Source organism: Prauserella oleivorans, assembly GCF_042685745.1.
Taxonomy (GTDB): Bacteria; Actinomycetota; Actinomycetes; order Mycobacteriales; family Pseudonocardiaceae; genus Prauserella_A; species Prauserella_A oleivorans.
This window is the reverse complement of sequence record NZ_JBHUNT010000001.1, coordinates 1,395,978-1,411,243: the sequence shown is the minus strand read 5'-3', so window position 1 is coordinate 1,411,243 and position 15,266 is coordinate 1,395,978. Positions and strand designations below refer to the sequence as shown.

General features: G+C 70.4%; 16 protein-coding genes and 1 riboswitch. Of the genes, 5 read left to right on the top strand and 11 right to left on the bottom strand.

The window, feature by feature from the left end; genetic code table 11:
• Positions 1-54: 54 nt before the first annotated feature.
• From ACFSZT_RS07010 to dacB, 8 genes are all read right to left on the bottom strand, one after another.
• Positions 55-834, bottom strand: a complete 780-nt coding sequence (locus ACFSZT_RS07010) for an ESX secretion-associated protein EspG (RefSeq protein ID WP_377392483.1) — start codon at positions 832-834, stop codon at positions 55-57.
• Positions 835-892: 58 nt separating this feature from the next.
• Positions 893-1,684 carry an ESX secretion-associated protein EspG gene (locus ACFSZT_RS07005; protein WP_377392486.1) on the bottom strand — a complete coding sequence of 264 codons (792 nt, stop codon included), beginning with the start codon at positions 1,682-1,684 and terminating at the stop codon, positions 893-895.
• Positions 1,685-1,687: 3 nt separating this feature from the next.
• On the bottom strand, positions 1,688-3,040 hold the full coding sequence (locus tag ACFSZT_RS07000) for a hypothetical protein (RefSeq protein ID WP_377392489.1): 1,353 nt from the start codon (positions 3,038-3,040) through the stop codon (positions 1,688-1,690).
• 21 nt (positions 3,041-3,061) lie between these two features.
• Positions 3,062-3,430 (bottom strand): hypothetical protein, encoded by a 369-nt coding sequence (locus ACFSZT_RS06995; RefSeq protein ID WP_377392492.1) that lies wholly within the window; start codon positions 3,428-3,430, stop codon positions 3,062-3,064.
• 155 nt (positions 3,431-3,585) lie between these two features.
• Positions 3,586-4,140 (bottom strand): hypoxanthine phosphoribosyltransferase, encoded by a 555-nt coding sequence (gene hpt / locus ACFSZT_RS06990; RefSeq protein WP_377392544.1) that lies wholly within the window; start codon positions 4,138-4,140, stop codon positions 3,586-3,588.
• A gap of 35 nt (positions 4,141-4,175) precedes the next feature.
• Entirely contained in the window at positions 4,176-5,138 is a 963-nt protein-coding gene (tilS, locus tag ACFSZT_RS06985; protein ID WP_377392495.1) for a tRNA lysidine(34) synthetase TilS, read from the bottom strand.
• Positions 5,117-6,184: a zinc-dependent metalloprotease gene (locus tag ACFSZT_RS06980; protein ID WP_377392498.1), complete on the bottom strand. Its 1,068-nt coding sequence runs from the start codon at positions 6,182-6,184 to the stop codon at positions 5,117-5,119. The genes tilS and ACFSZT_RS06980 overlap by 22 nt, the downstream gene beginning before the upstream one ends.
• Before the next feature lie 21 nt (positions 6,185-6,205).
• A complete protein-coding gene (gene dacB / locus ACFSZT_RS06975) occupies positions 6,206-7,732 on the bottom strand; it encodes a D-alanyl-D-alanine carboxypeptidase/D-alanyl-D-alanine endopeptidase (protein WP_377392501.1) in 1,527 nt (508 codons plus the stop codon).
• Here dacB and ACFSZT_RS06970 point away from each other — a divergent pair.
• Positions 7,703-7,975 (top strand): hypothetical protein, encoded by a 273-nt coding sequence (locus ACFSZT_RS06970; protein ID WP_377392504.1) that lies wholly within the window; start codon positions 7,703-7,705, stop codon positions 7,973-7,975. The genes dacB and ACFSZT_RS06970 overlap by 30 nt on opposite strands.
• 498 nt (positions 7,976-8,473) lie before the next feature.
• Positions 8,474-8,989: an inorganic diphosphatase gene (locus ACFSZT_RS06965; protein WP_377392507.1), complete on the top strand. Its 516-nt coding sequence runs from the start codon at positions 8,474-8,476 to the stop codon at positions 8,987-8,989.
• Positions 8,990-9,061: 72 nt separating this feature from the next.
• Here the strand turns inward: ACFSZT_RS06965 and ACFSZT_RS06960 are convergent, their stop codons facing one another.
• Positions 9,062-10,330: a serine hydroxymethyltransferase gene (locus tag ACFSZT_RS06960; RefSeq protein ID WP_377392510.1), complete on the bottom strand. Its 1,269-nt coding sequence runs from the start codon at positions 10,328-10,330 to the stop codon at positions 9,062-9,064.
• A 26-nt stretch (positions 10,331-10,356) separates the two neighbouring features.
• Positions 10,357-10,440: riboswitch (ZMP/ZTP riboswitch) on the bottom strand.
• Between the two features lie 34 nt (positions 10,441-10,474).
• Entirely contained in the window at positions 10,475-10,993 is a 519-nt protein-coding gene (locus ACFSZT_RS06955; RefSeq protein WP_377392513.1) for a gamma carbonic anhydrase family protein, read from the bottom strand.
• 344 nt (positions 10,994-11,337) lie between these two features.
• Between ACFSZT_RS06955 and ACFSZT_RS06950 the strand changes: the two genes are divergently transcribed.
• A complete protein-coding gene (locus ACFSZT_RS06950; RefSeq protein WP_377392516.1) occupies positions 11,338-12,372 on the top strand; it encodes a hypothetical protein in 1,035 nt (344 codons plus the stop codon).
• A 121-nt stretch (positions 12,373-12,493) separates the two neighbouring features.
• On the opposite strand, the gene ACFSZT_RS06945 is transcribed toward ACFSZT_RS06950, so the two are convergent.
• A complete protein-coding gene (locus ACFSZT_RS06945; protein WP_377392519.1) occupies positions 12,494-13,675 on the bottom strand; it encodes a hypothetical protein in 1,182 nt (393 codons plus the stop codon).
• 585 nt (positions 13,676-14,260) lie between these two features.
• On the opposite strand from ACFSZT_RS06945, the gene ACFSZT_RS06940 reads away from it, so the two are divergent.
• Together ACFSZT_RS06940 and ACFSZT_RS06935 are read left to right on the top strand one after the other, a co-directional pair.
• Entirely contained in the window at positions 14,261-14,875 is a 615-nt protein-coding gene (locus ACFSZT_RS06940) for a hypothetical protein (RefSeq protein ID WP_377392522.1), read from the top strand.
• On the top strand, positions 14,872-15,132 hold the full coding sequence (locus ACFSZT_RS06935) for a hypothetical protein (RefSeq protein ID WP_377478193.1): 261 nt from the start codon (positions 14,872-14,874) through the stop codon (positions 15,130-15,132). The genes ACFSZT_RS06940 and ACFSZT_RS06935 overlap by 4 nt, the downstream gene beginning before the upstream one ends.
• The last annotated feature ends 134 nt before the right edge of the window (positions 15,133-15,266 follow it).

Genomic DNA, 15,266 nt, shown 5'->3' with positions numbered 1-15,266 from the left:
CGCACCGATGTTCCCACCAGCGCCTGGACCACACCAGGCCAGGGGGCCGCGGGCTCAGTCCGTGACGGCCGCGACCAGCTCCGACAGCCTGCTGCGCAGGGTCTTGGCATCCGCCGGGGCGACGGTCACCCACTCCCGTCCGTCGGTACCCGCGCGGGACGTGCTGAGGTAGCGCCCACTCGCGGTGTCGAACCACGCCAGAACGGACGAACGCCGCTTTCCGCCCAGGTCGTCGCGGCTGTTGGCGGCCAGCTGACCACCCCGCAGCCGGGGCTGGCCGATCAGCTGCGCGTAGGCCTCGCGGGGGTCGTTCGGCCGGTCGGCCAGGCTCATCCGCCTGCGGGACCCGCCGCCCGGGCTCGCCGACAGCACCCCGGAGCGGGCCGGCTGCGTGCGCAGGGCCTCCTCCATCGGCAACGTGATGGACGCCTCGGTGCCGCGGGGCGTCCGGGGCAGGAGGTCGACGATCGCCGACGCGAGACCGTCGGGGTAGATCGGGCGCAGCCACACGCCGTCCGCGTCCTGGACGGCCAGCACCGCCTGCTTGCCGTCGGAGGCGGCGAGTGCGCCGACCGGGTGGGCCTGGAACTCGGGGATGAACAGTGCGTCGATGCTGACCGCCGGCCATGCCAGGAGGTTGATCCAGTCCTCCACCGGCGAGTCCTCGATCCGTCGCGCGGCGAACTCCGTGTTCACCCGGCGGCGCAGGGCCATGCGCTCGGTCTCGGTCTCGCCGTGCGAACGGACGGTCAGCGGATACGGCACCTCGCCGACCCGCGCCTGCTCCCACAGGAAATCAAAGGCGACCGGGGTGAAGAACTCCTGCGTGGGCACGATCCTCCCGACAACATCCAACACTCGTTCCCGCGAACAGTAGCCGACCGCGACCAGGTCAGAGCGGTGCGGCGGTGGCGTTCGCCGCCCCCGCGAGCATCTCGGACAGCCGGTGGCGCAACGTCGGCGCGTCCGCGGGGGCGATCGTGATCCAGTCCCGGCCGTCCCGGCCGCGGCTGGCCTGAGTGAAGTACCGGCCCGACTCGGTGTCGAACCAGCTCAACACGGGCATGCGGCTCTTCCCGCCGGTCCGGCTCCGCGCGTTGGCCCCGATCTGGCCACCCCGCAGCCTGGGCTGGGCGTGCAGGCGCGCCAGCGCCTTGCGGTCGTCGTCGACACTGGCCCTGCCGTCCTCGCCCACCGGGCCACGCCGCTGCAGGAAGTCGACGCCAGGACCCGAGAGCAGCTGCTCCAGCGGCACGGTGATCGACTTCTCCTGCCCCCTCGGCGCGGGTGAGAGCAGGCTGACCACCGTGCTGGCCAGGCCGTCGGCGGGAATGCGGTCGAGGAAGTAGCCCTGCGGGTCCTTGATCGCGAGGACGCCCTGAGCGCCGAGCGCAGCGGCCACGGCCAGCTGCGGCTCGGCGTCCGGACTGCTGATCTGCACGGAGTCCAGGCTCACGTCAGAGCCGATGAGGACGCCGAACCAGTCCTCGATGCGCGGCTCGGGCCGTCCCCGGTCGTCCACGAGCCCGCGCTGAGCGAGCTGCGGTAGTACCTGGGCGCGGAGAGCGGCCCGCTCCTCCAGGGTCGCGCCGTGCGAGCGCACCTCGAGCGGGTACGGCAGTTCACCGGCTCCGAAGGACTCCCAGAGGAAGTCGAACTCCAGCGGAGTGAGCCGCTCCGCCACGGGTCATCGCTCCTCGTCGTCCGGGCCCCACGCGCCGAGCACCGGCGGCGGGGTGGCCTGCGTGGCGCCGAAGGTCTCGTCGGGGTCGGCCTCGATGAGGAAGGAGGCGTGGGTGTGCTCCTTGTCCTCGTCGCGCTGGCCCGCCGCGGCACCCATGCCGCCCATCGGAGCGGCAGGTGGCGGCGCCTGACCGGCACCGATGGTGCCCGCCGCGCCCACGACGCCCTGCCCCTGCGGCTGCACCGACGCCGCCGAGTTGCCGGACTGGGCGCCGGCCGTCGACGACTCGGACGCCTTGGTCGCACCGCTGCGGCTTCCCTTGGCCAGCGAGCGCACGCCCGCGGCGCCGAGCACACCGCCGGCGACCGCGCCGCCGAGGGCGGCCAGGTTCGGGCCGCCTCCGCCAGGTGCGGGGGCCGACGACACCGAGCCGGTGCCCGACACGCTGCCCGCGGCCGGAGCCGGAGCGGCGGGGTGCTGCTGCGGTGCCCCGGGGCCGCGCTGGTGCTCGTTGGAGCCGGACGCGCCGACACCCTCGCCACCGGTCACGCCCAGCGCCGTGGTGCCGAGGCCGGAGAACACCGCGCCGGCGACACTGCCGCCGATCCCGCCGTATGCGCCCACGTCACCCACCGAACCGGCACGCAACGTGGAGGCGTTGCCCATCGGCTTGAGACCGAGCGACTCGGGGCCGAAGCTCGGGGTCGTGCTGTCGACCTCGGACATCGCCGCGGTGTAGGCCTCCAGGTAGGCGACCTGCTGGGCCTTGACGTCCCGCGCGGCGTCGAACTTCGGCTTCATGTCCTTGACCATGGCGGCGGGTCCGCCGGCCAGCATGGCCGCGGTCTCCTGCGCCGGATCGAACTCCACCGGCTGGGGCATCTTCTTCAGCTCGGCGGCCGCGGCGGCCTGCTGCGCGAGGCGCGAGCTCATCGTGTTGGCGGCCTCGGCGGCCTGCGAGCTGGAGTTGGCGATGCCGACGAGCGCGCCCTGCGCGGCACCGGCGCCCTGACCGATCCACGCGGCACCCAGCTCGGAGATGGCGCTGTAGAGGTCATCGGCCGCGCGCTGCAGGGTCGAGCTGTGGCTCGCCCACATCTGGCCGACCTCCTCGGCGGAGCCCGGCACGTTGTTCACCGTGGCGAACTCGTACAGCCGCCTGCTGTCCTGCGCCTCCCAGTTCGGGCGGTCGCCGATGGCGCGGTCGTCGCCGTAGGTGAAGCCGTCCGAGCGCCCCCGCGCCTGCGCGACGAGGTCGGCGACCTCGCCGTTGTCCCCCAGCGGCACGGCGCCGCCGGGCTCCGGCCGGCCGGAGCCGCCCGGCACGCTCGCGAATCCGGGATTGTCGATACGCATGATGGTCGGTTCCCCCTGCTTCTACGCTTGCCCGGTGAACGGCTCGGCGCCGGCCTCGTCGATCTCGTGGTAGCGGCTCATGGCCGTGGTGATCGCGTGCTCGGCGTGGTCGTACTGCGCGTAGAGGTTCTGCAGCGCCTCGGCGTAGGAGTCGCCGCCACCGCTCGCGCGGTCGGAGAACTTGGCCGCGATGGCGTTGCCGACAGGGTTCGCGCCCAGCTTCGGCGGCGTCGCGAGCGCGCCCGCGTCCCGCAGCAAGGCCTCCACCGTGTCCTTGCCGGCGCGGATCTTGCTGAGCACGGCCTGGGCGGCGTCGGGGTCAACGCCCACCTGACCGGTCGCGGCCGCGTTGCGGAACGCCGCGGCGTCCGCGTAGCTGCTGTTCCCCATGTCCAGACTCTCCCTGTTCCCCAGCACAGCCGATGAGATCGGCCTCACGCCTGTGATCTTCGCTTAGGTTAACGCAACAGCTGCGCCGGTATGACGCGATCCGCGCGCCAAGCGTTCCGGATTCACCGCCGCGGACGCAAGCCGTCGACCTGCGGTCACGAGGCGTAAACCTTGGGGTCGAGGGTCCCGATGAAGGGCAGGTCGCGGTAACGCTCCGCATAGTCGAGGCCGTAGCCCACGACGAACTCGTTGGGGATGTCGAAGCCGATGTACTTCACCGGCACGTCGACCTGGACGGCCTCGGCCTTGCGCAGCAACGACACCACGTTGAGCGAGGCCGGGTTGCGGGCGCTGAGGTTCTTCAGCAGCCACGACAGCGTGAGTCCGGAGTCGACGATGTCCTCGACGATCAGCACGTCCCGGCCGGCGATGTCGCGATCGAGGTCCTTGAGGATCCGCACGACGCCGGACGACGACGTCGAGGAGCCGTAGGACGAGACCGCCATGAACTCCATCTGCGCGGGAATCGGCAGGGCGCGGGCGAAGTCGGTCATGAACATGACCGCCCCTTTGAGCACCCCGACCAGCACGAGGTCGGTGTTGCGGTTGTCCTCGGGGTAGTCGGCGGCGATCTTCTCGGCCAGCTCGGCGATCTTGTCTTTGATCTCTTGCTCGGTGATGAGCACGGAGGCGATGTCGCCTTCGTACACGGGACAGTCCCCTTCGGTGGTGGGTACGGCGTCGTTCACGGTCTGACCAAGAGCTTTCCACGTGCCCGGCGAGCCTCAAAATTGCCCGGCAACCAAACACCGCCCTGACCGCGCCAGTCGCCGAGCAGAGCGTCGACCGACCGAAGGTGGGCGTCGGTCAGTTCCCGCACCCCGGCGGCCAGCAGCCAGCGGCGGAGCACCCGCCTGCGCAGGGCGGGCGGCGCGGGTGTGAGGACGTCGACGTCGAGGTCGGCGCCGTCGGCGGCGCGCTCGAACAGCTCGCCGGCCAGGGCGTCGAGGGTATCGGTGTCCTCGCGCAGCTGCGCGGCCGTGCGGGCGAGCGCGCGGGCCACCCCGCCCGCGAGCACGTCCTCGAGCAGCGGCAGGACCTCCTCGCGCAACCGGACCCTCGTGTAGCGGCGGTCGCTGTTGTGCGGGTCCAGCCACGGCTCCACGCCGAGCTCGGCACACGCCGCCCTCGTCAGGGCCCGCGGCACGCCCAGCAGCGGCCTGCCCCATGGGGGGTCGAGCGGGCGCATGCCGGCCACGGACCTGGGGCCGGACCCGCGGCCGAGGCCGAGCAGCACCGTTTCGGCCTGGTCGTCGAGGGTGTGGCCGAGCAGCACGAGCGCGTCGCCGGACGGCAGCGCCTCGCGCATCGCGCGGTATCGCGCGTGCCGTGCGGCGGCCTCCGGCCCACCGGCCCCGGACACCGTCACGGTCAGCACACGCGCGTCGTCGGCGCCGAGCTTGCGGGCGAGCTCCGCCGCGGTCGCGGCGACCTCGGCCGAACCCGGCTGCAGTCCGTGGTCCACGACGAGCGCTGTCACCGGCTTTCCGAGGTGGCGCGCCGCCTGCGTGGTGGCGTCGGTGAGAGCCAGGGAGTCGGGCCCACCGGACACGCCGACGAACAGCGCTCCCGGCCGCTGCGGAGCATGCTCCCGCAGGAACTCGCGGACGGCTCTGCGGACCTCGATCAGTGCACCCGGCGAAGCCATGCCTGCGGATCCCTGATCTCGGCCCGGCTCGGCAGGGTGTTCGGCGAGGTCCACACGGCGTTGAAGCCCTCCATCCCGACGGCGTCCACCACGCGCCGGGTGAAGGTCGCGCCCAGGGCGTACTGGCGGACCTTCGCGTCGATGCCCAGCAGGCTGCGCAGCAGCCGGTCGAGCAGACCGCCACCCTTGCGCCGGGCCGTGAAGCGCCGCCGGATGGTCGCGACACTCGGCACGACCTCCGGGCCGACCGCGTCCATGACGTAGTCGGCATGCCCCTCGAGCAGCGTGGACAGCGCGAGGATCCGGTCGAACACCTCCCGCTGCGCAGGCGACTGCAGCAGCTCGGCCAGCGCCAGCGAGCCGTCCGCCTTGGCCTTGCGCACCTCGCGCAGGCTCTCCGGAAGCCGGCCGAGGATGGTGACGAGCCCGTCGCTCTCGGCGAGGCCGCCGACGAGCCGGGCGACCTCGTCGGCGAAGTAGTCCCGCAGCCAGCCGACGGCCGTGAACTGCAGCCGGTGCGTGCACTCGTGCAGGCACACCCACATGCGGAAGTCGCGGCCCGGCACGTCCATCGCCTGCTGTGCCGTGACGACGTTCGGCGCGACCAGCAGGAGTCTGCCCATCTTGTCGTCGCCGCCGAACGGGTCGTACTGGCCGAGCACCCGCGAGCCGAGGAATGCGAGCACCACGCCCGTCTGCACACCGGCGCCACTCGCGACGAGCGGCGCCAGCGGCGACTTCTGCGTGAGCGGCAGGGCGCGGCTGGTGAGTTCGTCGAACCCGGCCGCGGCCGCCCTGACCCAGCCGGGCCGGTCGACGACGTCGCCGGGCAGCAGCGGCAGGCCGGCACCGAGGCCGGTGAGCTCGCGGACGTGCCGTTCCGCGTCGACGGTGAGCTCCCGCAGCTCCGCGACGGCGCGTTCGGCCTCGGCCATCGACACCGACGGCCCGCCACGGGCCAGGAACGCGCCGGTGGACGCGGCGACCGACCAGTCGACCAACGGGTTGGCGGCCTGCTCGTCCTGCTGTTGCTGCGCGCGGTTCACCGTGTCGACGCTACCTGTTCCTCAGCGGCAGCCACAGCCGCGCAATGTGGCCGTGATGGTGTCGAGCGCGGCGCGGCCCGTCGAGGTGTCGGAACCCGCCGTCAGCAGCGCGAACACGAGTACGCGCCCGTCGGAATCGAGCACCAGCCCGGCGAGGGTGTTCGTGCCACTGGAGGAAATGGTGCCCGTCTTCGCGCGCACCCAGCCGCGGCCCTGCGTGGCGACGCCCTCGTCGTACCGGCCTTCGAGCGTGCCGCTGCCGCCCGCGACGGGCAGGCCGCCGAGCAGCGGACGGAGCTTCCGGGTGCGCTCGTCGGCCGTGCCGTCGGGTGCGGCGGCCACGGCGAGGACGTCGGCGAGTAGCCGCGCGGGCACCTTGTTGTTCGTCGACAGCCCGCTGCCGTCCGAGAGCGTGGCGCCCCGGACGTCGAAGCCGTTGCGCCGCAGCACCTCCAGCGTCGCCTGACCGGCTCCGGCGAAGGACGGTTCGTGACCGGTGGCGATGGCGACCTGGCGCTGCACGACGTCGGCGAGCAGGTTGTCGGAGGTCAGCAGGAGGTGGTCGACGAGGTCGGTGAGCGGAGCGGAGCGGACCTCGCCGAGCAGCCGCGCCCCCTGCGGCGCGGTGGCCTCGAGCGAGCCGACGCGCGCGCCGAGCCTGCCCGCGAACTCCTGGGCGAGCACGGCCCCGGGGTTGCCGACGCGCTCGGACCCGTCGTCGGCCGGATCAGTGCGTCCACCGTCCAGCATCGCCGCCACGACGGGCGCCGCATAGGTGGACGGCGCGTCCTCGGGGGCCCAGCCGGGCGCGGTCGTGCCGCCGGCGAACGCGGTGAGGTCGAGCCGCACCTCGTTCACGTTGCCGCCGGTGGCCGTGCGGACCTGCTCGACCAGGTCGTCGAGGTGCGCGGCTCCCGAGTACACCGACTCCTGGCCGCGCGGCAGCGACGACAGCGTCACGTCGCCGCCTCCGACCAGCACGACCGTGCCCGGCTCCGGTCCCTGGACGACCTTCGTGCTGAGCCGGCTGCCGTGGTCGAGCGCGAGCAGCGCGGCGGCCGCGGTGAGCACCTTGGTCGTCGACGCGGGTGTGATGGGCTGGTCGGGCGCGCGCTCCCAGAGCGTCCGCCCAGTGGCGGGGTCGATGACGCTGCCGGTGAGGGTCCCGAGCGCCGGGTCGGCAGCGGGGCCCGCGAGGGCGGCGCCGACACCGGCCGCCGTGGGCGCGGGAGCGGACGCGTTCGGCCCCTGCAGCTGACGGGACACCGCGACCGGCTCGGGCGGATCGCCCTGCGGAGCGTTCGGCGCCCAGGGCAGACCCAGCCGGTTGGACACATCGGGCAGCGCCAGCGCGACCCCCACGGCTACGACGACGAGCACCGCGAGCCCGGGGAGCAGCAGGCCGCGCCTGCGCCGCGGCTTCGGTTCCGCCTCGGCAGGCGGATCCGGTTCGCCGCGATCGTCGTCGGGCGGGTCCGGTTCGGTGTGGTCGTCCTCGGCGGCCTTCGCGGCGGCCGGGTGCTGCTCACCGTCGGGTTCGATCCGCATCGGCACGGCGGGCACACCGGCAGGCCGGACCTCGATGTGGGCCGGTTCGAGCGGCTGCTCGGGCGACACCCGCGGAATCGGGCGCGGCTCCCGGGGCGGCTGGTCCTGCGCCCGGGGCGGCTGGGCGGGCTGCTGGGACCGTGGCTGCTGGCCGGGAGGCCCGGGTCGCTGGTGCGGCTGGTACGGCGGCTGCTGAAGCGCCCGGTGCGGCTGCGTGGGCTGCCGGGGAGACTGCCCCTGTGACTGATGTGACTGATGTGGCTGATGTGGCTGCTGTGGCTGCTGTGGCTGCTGAGGTGGCTGTGACTGGCCGTGCTGCTGGGGTGGCAGACCTTGCGCCTGGTGCGGCCGGGCGGGATGCCGGGGTGCGCGGGAATGCTGCGGGGATTGCCGGGGCTGCCGCGGCCTGTCCGCGGGGGGCGGCGCGCTCAGCCACATCGTCGGCGGCTCGACGGGGGCGGTGTGCCGGGTAGGCTGGTCGTCCCCCTGCGGCTGGTCCCGGCCCTGCGGATCACCGGCGCCCGGTCCGCCCCCTGCGTCGTGGTCGTCCGACGGCCACTCGGGTCTTTCGTCGCTGTCCGGCACGCACCCCTCCTCAAGCCGCCCGACGGGGCAGACATCACACTTGAAACCATCCGCGCGGCACCTCGCGAACCCGTGGTCCACACTAGTAACGACGGTTTTTGGACATTGTGAGCCGCCCGGATGCGGCCGCACGCGACGAGGCAGCGAGGACGCGGCGTGGAATTCGACGTCACGATCGAAATCCCCAAGGGGGAGCGCAACAAGTACGAGGTGGACCACAAGACGGGGCGCATCAAGCTCGACCGCACCCTGTTCACGGCCACCCAGTACCCGGCCGACTACGGCTTCATCGACGACACGCTCGGCCAGGACGGTGATCCGCTGGACGTGCTCGTGCTGGTGCAGGAGCCGACGTTCCCGGGCTGCCTGATCCGCTGCCGCCCGATCGGCATGTTCCGCATGACCGACGAGAAGGGCCCGGACGACAAGGTCCTCGCCGTGCCGTCCGACGACCCGCGGCTCGAGCACCTCCGCGACATCCACCACCTGAACGAGTTCCACAAGCTCGAGATCGAGCACTTCTTCCAGGTGTACAAGGACCTCGAGCCCGCCAAGAGCGTCGAGGGCTCCTCGTGGGTCGGCCGGATGGAGGCCGAGGCCGAGATCCAGCGGTCGTTCGAGCGCGAGAAGGAGCGCCTCGAGAAAGAGGCCGCCGACAACGGCGAGCACTGAGCTCACCCGGTTCTCACGCGACAGGGCCCGTCACCGCGAGTGTGGTGACGGGCCCTGCTGCGTTGGTGCCGCTCAGGCGCGGTAGCCAGGGATCGGGTAGGCGGCGAGCAGGTCGCGCACCTCGCCAGCGATGGTGCCAAGAGCCGCGGTGTCCTCGGCGACCGCGGCCGAGATGGTGCGGTCGATCCACTCGGCGATCTGCGGCTGGTGTTCGGGCGTGAGGCCGCGGGTGGTGATGGCGGCGGTGCCCAGCCGGATGCCCGAGGGGTCGAACGGCTTGCGCGGGTCGAACGGCACGGTGTTGTAGTTCAGCTCGATGCCCGCGGCGTCCAGCGCCTGCGCGGCGGGCTTGCCGCCGATGTGCTTGCTGGTGAGGTCGACGAGCAGCAGGTGGTTGTCGGTGCCGCCGGAGACGAGGTCGAACCCGCGCTCGATGAGCGCCTCGGCCAGCGCCTTGGCGTTGGCGACCACGCCGTGTGCGTAGTCGCGGAACTCCGGCTTGGCGGCCTCCCCCAGCGCGACCGCGATGGCGGCGGTCGTGTGGTTGTGCGGACCACCCTGCAGGCCCGGGAACACCGCCTTGTCGACGGCCTTCGCGTGCTCGGCGTCGGAGAGGATCATCGCGCCCCGCGGGCCCCGCAGCGTCTTGTGCGTGGTGGTGGTGATGACCTGCGCGTGCCCGACCGGCGACGGGTGCGCACCACCGGCGACCAGGCCCGCGATGTGCGCGATGTCGGCCACGAGCACGGCGTCCACCTCGCGCGCGATCTCGGCGAACGCGGGGAAGTCAATGGTGCGCGGGATGGCCGTGCCGCCCGCGAAGATCAGCTTGGGCCGGTGCTCCCGGGCCAGGTCACGCACCTGGTCGAGGTCGACGCGGCCGGTCTCCTTGCGCACGCCGTAGCGCACGGCGTTGAACCACTTGCCCGTCGCCGACACCGACCAGCCGTGGGTGAGGTGGCCGCCGTCCGGCAGCGCCATGCCCATCACCGTGTCACCGGGTTTGGCGAACGCCAGGTAGACGGCGAGGTTCGCGGGCGACCCCGAGTAGGGCTGGACGTTGGCGTGGTCCACGCCGAACAACGCCTTGGCGCGCTCGATCGCCAGCGTCTCGACCTGGTCGATGACCTGCTGGCCCTCGTAGTAGCGCCTGCCCGCGTAGCCCTCGGAGTACTTGTTGGTCAGCACCGAGCCCGTGGCCTCGAGCACGGCCTGGGAGACGTAGTTCTCCGAGGCGATGAGCCGGACCTTGTCGTGCTGGCGGGCGGCCTCGGCCTCGACGAGCCCGGCGACCTCGGGGTCGGCGGCGGACAGGGTGGGGATCGCGGGCTGATGCGTCATGTCGGACTCCTGGCATGCGGTGCGCGAGGGGGCACCCAGGCGCGCGGTGCCGGCCCTGTCTTGCTCCCCGGTGGTGCTCCACCTCGATAGCGCCAGTCGCTGTAGCACCAGCGATAGTAGTCGACCCGCCCGCGGGGGTTCGGGCTACAGCGGCTCGATGCCCTCCGCGTGCCTGCGCGCGAGCTCCTGGTAGATCGCGGCGTTGTGCTCCACCCAGCCCCGGGCGGAGTCGGTGAGCGGTACGAACTTCTTGGCCGGGCTGCCCATGGCGACCACTTCGGAGGGCACCTCGGTGCCCGGGGTGACCGTGGCGCCCGCGGCGACGAGGGTGCGTGCGCCGATGGTGGCCTTGTCCAGGACCGTCGCGCCGTTGCCGATCAGCGCCTGCTCGCCGACCGTGCAGTCGTGCACGATGCAGGAGTGGCCGACGGTGGCGTTGCGGCCGACCTCGCACACGCCGTCGTTGACGTGCAGCACCGAGTTGTCCTGGATGTTGGCACCCTCGCGGATCACGATCCGGCCGAAGTCGGCCCTGATCACGGCGCCGTACCAGACGGAGGCGTTCTTCTCGACAACAACGTCCCCGATCAGCGTGGCCGTGGGAGCGATCCAGGCGTCGGGATGCACGGTGGGGCGCAGGCCCTCGAAGGCGAACATCGGCATGTCGATCACCCTAGACCGGCCCGGACGCGAATCGGGGCCCTCCCGCCTTGTGCGGAAGGGCCCCGGATCGGGAGCCGCCTGAGGGAATCGAACCCTCGACCTACGCATTACGAGTACTCCTATCGCCCACGACCAGCGGGTCTACCAGGCATTTTGTTGCACCTAGGTTCGCACCACGGCCGTCCAGACAACCGCTTGACACCACAGTTCGCACCACAACCGGCACCACGACAGACGCTCTGATGTTCACCCGCTCGGAGTAGCCCGGCGTACCTGCTTGGCTCCCGAGCAGAAGCCCACGAGACGTCGCCATCGTCGAACGCGCGTTCGGGTATCATTGCTACATGACGCAGCACGACGATGCGGACGCGACTCCGGGCGACCTTGGCCCTGGAGTCGCGATGCGTAAATCTGCCAAAGACGGCGGATCGCGTGCATCACTTCCAGCAAACATGATTGCCAATGCCACTCGCTCCACGGCAAAGCTTGACATCACAAATGCCAGCACAGTGCCGATACTATTTAACCTTGCGAAATTCGTGCCTGCACCTCTTCCGTTTTCGGCCATCCCCAAATCGTTAGCTAGACTTGGTGTTGCTGAGACCATTGCACGAATTACGCCCGCGTCGGACTTTCCGAGTCCAGCTATTACTGACATACTGTCGGGAACCATCAAATACATGCCGGACGCACCTGCGACGCCATGGGCGAACGTGAAGGTCAAAGCGGCTCGGATTGCCACCTTGCCCGAATGGCACAGCTTCGCTCTTGCTAACACCGTTGCACGAATCGCACCCAAGTTGGACCCCTCAAGCGTAGGGCCAGCCGGATTGATGTCAGGCGTCGCCAAATACGCGCTGAGCGCTCCGGTAGCCCCGTGGACGATTCCGCATATCAAGATTTCTGAATCAGTGCTTAACCCGCCATGGCTGGAAAAATTCGCTTTCGCCCGTTCTCCCGTGCTTCACAGTGATATAATCGGAGAGCTGGCTAGCCGATACGTACTGACGGGCGACCTTACGATCAGCACGGTGGCCGCTGGATTTCCAGGGGGCTTACGCGGGCTAAACGATCTGGCGGAGCGCCTAAGCGGGTCAGTCGGGTTGGTGAAGTTCGTCCACGAAAGCGGGCGGAGTACGCCTGCCAATAACGACGGGCTGCAGCTATCCCGTCAGTTTGAGCGTCCGAATCAGATCGGCGCGACGGTCGACGTTAAGCAGCTCGTGAAGATTGCGATAATCGTTCTTCTGATGGAGGTGTACTTGGCCGCGAAGATTAGCGCACCAGACTTGAGCGAGTGGCTTTCGAACTACATTGAATTTCCTGTCATTGTATGCGGCCTTGCAAAGCTTCTCTTTCCCGGCGGCCGCAAGCATTAACATCTCGACGCGCAACGCCACAGAGCTTGTGGGGCTCTCTCCTGGGTGATTGGATTTCTTGTCCAATTGCGGGTTCTCGACAACGTGATGCACGGGTGTCCAACATCGGCCCCAGATAGCCTTAGCGATCGCCCGCAGAGATCCTTTCAAGTCGCCTTTCGTGCCGTCTTGACCCGATGGCGGCAGCTATGTCCCGTGCACGGTCTATCTGCCGTTGGGCTTCGTCACGTTCTGACAAGTTGATGAGCGCGGCGGCGAGGTCGATTCGTAGGCCTGCCTCTGCGCGAGCGAAAGTCGAGTCCAGCCGCGAAAGGGCCGATGTGAGCAGCCCGATCGCTTCGGGTTCACCGATACGGGCAAGAGCATGGCCCCGCCAACGGTCGAGGTGGACAGAATCAAGTACTACGTACGGACCATCAGGCTTACCGGGCTGATTCGGCAATAGGGCGGCCGCGTCATCAAAGGCGCGGAGGCTGGCCGTCCGCTGACTGTCGGCTGCGAGTGCTTCGCCGTGTGCGGCAGCCAACCACGCGCGCAACAGGCGGGGCGCGTGATGGTCGGCACGTGCACGCGTTCCAGCAAGTAGCTCGACCGCACTGCTTGTGTCGCCGATTTCGAGGAGGACGAACGACTGTTCGGCCGCCGCATGGGCTTCAAACGTCGGATCGCAGGACTCGCGCGCTGCATCCTTGCTCCGTTCGTAGTACTGCCATGCCTGCGCAGTCCGTCCCATGTCCAACGCTTGCCATCCGGCGAGTGTGCACAGCTCGGACAGCAGCTCGCCGAGGCGCACACGCGCATTCGGCATCAAACTATGCCGGAGCAAAGTGCCAACTTGCCGCACTTTGACGGCAACCTCTTCGTGCGCGATAACGGCACCCAACTGCCGGTCTAGAGCCCTGATCGCATTCAGTTGTTCGTGCAGGACACGGACGACTGCGCCATCCACTCGCCCGGAAGCGCGGATCATCTGTCGTAGTTCCGTTTCACCGGTCTCGGCCTGGTCGGGCGCCGTGACAGGCGACAGCAGTTCGTCGATGGGGATGCCGAAGATCCGTTCGAGCAGGCGGCAGGTCGACGGCAGTGGACGGCTTATCGGCTTACCGCCGGGTCCGCGACCGGAGACTAGGCGTTCCAGGTGGCGCAGGCTCAGCGTTCCGACCTCGCCGTGTTCGCGGGCGAACCGTTCGGCGTACCTCACGAACTCGTGCAGGGATTCCCGCCGGACCTCGCGGATCTGCTGTTCCAGCACTGTGCGCGGTCGGCGGCTCGTCGGCCGGCCGCGGCTTGGCTCGCTGCCCACGCTTCTCGATCCCTCCACATGTCGCCTTCATGTCGGCGTCGCGTCGTATCGCTGACGTATGCGCTGACATCAAGCTGATTTCAGTGTTTCACAGCGCGTAGGCGTTGGTCACCTTGGTGCAACAGCGGAGGGGAACGTGAGCAACGGTCAGGATCCGTCCGTCCGCCTTCGCGCGTCGTGGTTGCCCTGCCCGTTCGACGGTCGTCGCCATGCGGTCACACGTGCGGCAGTGGCAGCGGGACGACGCTCCGGCCGGTTCGATTCGGTTTGCGGGCAACCCGTCGCGCCGGGCAGCGCAGCGAAACCGTCAGACCGCCGCTGCGAGCGTTGCGCTCGCTACCTCGCCGCGCTCGCCAGCCTGCGCGACATGCCCGAACGTCTCGGGCTGCCTCGGCACCGCAAGTCCGGCTGGTTGCGCCGGTTGTTCGGTGTCCCCTCAACTCCGGTCGTCCCGCCGCCACGCCCCCATTCCCGCGTGGTGTCCGCCTCTCTGCGGGGCGGCCGGACCCTGCCCCGGCAGGCGCGAGCAGTCACCCCGATCTCGCTCGCGCCTGCCGGTCCCATTCCGCAGCGGCGGGTGACGCGATGAGCGCCGCGCGGATCACCGTTGCACCGCTGCGTCTGGACGCGGCCAGCTCGCGGTTGCAAGCGGCGGCCATGGAGTACGTGACCCACGGGTGGGGCGTGCTGCCCGGCTCCGCTTGCGATGGCCTCCGCTACACGCAAGGCCACACCGCCGCACCGACGTACGGGCTGGTGCCGGTGTGGGGGTCGGGTCGGACGACACGTGAAGCGCGGCGGGCGTGGGGTCAGTGGAACGTCGCGCCGTATGCGATCTTGGCGCGTGCGGGCGAGGACTTCGACGTCCTGACCGCGCCGACGTGGCTTGCCGTCGAAGCTGTCGGCCGGTCGCAGTTCACCGCCAGCCCGTGCCCGGTGTCGATCGCGCCGGACGGCGTCCGGCTGTTCGTGCGGCGAGGCGCGCGCCTCTGGCCGGAGCTGGCCGACGTGCGCGGCGTCGGTCTCGTCGAGCCTGGCGCTGTCGTGCCGCTGCCGCCGACGCGGATGGTGGGTGGTTCGGCGACGTGGTGGCTGCCGCCGGAGGCGGTCGGCTGGCATCCGGGCGACCCGGATGCGGCGCAAGCAGCGCTCGTCGCGGTGCTGGGTGAAGCGCCGGACGGCGGGTGGCACCGACCATGAGCGAACAGCGCAAGGTCAAGCCTCGGCCCGGCCGGTGGATGGTGGCCGAACAAGGCAGCCCACGGCAGGGGCAGCACTACGTCCTCATCAGGGCCACTCCGTGGTACGCGTCGGACGGTTGGCTGATGGGCTGGGTCGCCGCTTGCGGTGTGCGCTGTATCGAAGCCACCGACGCGTTCCGTGCCCGGTATCCGGTGTGCACGGAGTGCGAGTCTGTCGCCACCGGTGTGACGCCTCGCGAGAAGCGATCCACGTAGACGCGGCTCAGCACGCCGAATTGGCGCGTGTGCCGAGTGCGAACCGACCCGTCACACCCGTCACTGGCCACGTTCGTCCAGGTCAACGGCATCGTCGATCCGTCACGCCGCCTGTGACGGCGTGACGGATCGCG

Excerpts from the sequence above, each read along its gene's own strand:
- ACFSZT_RS06940 (WP_377392522.1), top strand. The coding sequence starts at position 14,261 with ATGAGCGCCGCGCGGATCACCGTTGCACCGCTGCGTCTGGACGCGGCC.
- ACFSZT_RS06935 (WP_377478193.1), top strand. The coding sequence starts at position 14,872 with ATGAGCGAACAGCGCAAGGTCAAGCCTCGGCCCGGCCGGTGGATGGTG.
- ACFSZT_RS07000 (WP_377392489.1), bottom strand. The coding sequence starts at position 3,040 with ATGCGTATCGACAATCCCGGATTCGCGAGCGTGCCGGGCGGCTCCGGC.
- ACFSZT_RS06950 (WP_377392516.1), top strand. The coding sequence starts at position 11,338 with ATGACGCAGCACGACGATGCGGACGCGACTCCGGGCGACCTTGGCCCT.
- dacB (WP_377392501.1), bottom strand. The coding sequence starts at position 7,732 with ATGCGGATCGAACCCGACGGTGAGCAGCACCCGGCCGCCGCGAAGGCC.
- tilS (WP_377392495.1), bottom strand. The coding sequence starts at position 5,138 with ATGGCTTCGCCGGGTGCACTGATCGAGGTCCGCAGAGCCGTCCGCGAG.
- ACFSZT_RS06995 (WP_377392492.1), bottom strand. The coding sequence starts at position 3,430 with ATGGGGAACAGCAGCTACGCGGACGCCGCGGCGTTCCGCAACGCGGCC.
- ACFSZT_RS06960 (WP_377392510.1), bottom strand. The coding sequence starts at position 10,330 with ATGACGCATCAGCCCGCGATCCCCACCCTGTCCGCCGCCGACCCCGAG.
- ACFSZT_RS06955 (WP_377392513.1), bottom strand. The coding sequence starts at position 10,993 with ATGCCGATGTTCGCCTTCGAGGGCCTGCGCCCCACCGTGCATCCCGAC.